This is a genomic window from Nocardiopsis lambiniae, from assembly GCF_031845465.1.
Lineage (GTDB): Bacteria > Actinomycetota > Actinomycetes > Streptosporangiales > Streptosporangiaceae > Nocardiopsis > Nocardiopsis lambiniae.
On sequence record NZ_JAVREP010000051.1, the window covers coordinates 1 to 357 of the forward strand.

Here is a 357-nt window from a genome sequence, read left to right on the forward strand (position 1 = left end):
GCCTGGTCGGCGCGCACGGCACCGAGTTCGACACCGACCTGATCGTGGACCCCTCCGCCCACGGCAAGGCCGAGGCCCTGGAGGTCCTGCGCACCCAGACCGACGCCACCGCCGTGCTCTACATCGGTGGCGGCGACGGCGAGGAGCCGGTGTTCTTGCACCTGGGCGGCGCGGACGCCGGGGTGCGGGTGGGGGATCTGGCCGAGCCGTCGGTGGCCGCGCACCGGGTGGCCCACACCCCCGCGGCGGCGGCGCTGTTGGCGCTGCTGGCCGGTGAGCGCCGTTCCTGGGTGTTCGGGGAGCGCCCCACCCCCATCGAGCGCATGTCGTTGCTGTCCAACCAGGCGTCGGTGGCGT

General features: G+C 74.8%; 1 protein-coding gene. It reads left to right on the forward strand.

All coding sequences use genetic code 11. The features are described from left to right. The coding region (locus RM479_RS27475; RefSeq protein WP_311514585.1) for a trehalase-like domain-containing protein at positions 1-357 on the forward strand (357 nt) is incomplete at both ends.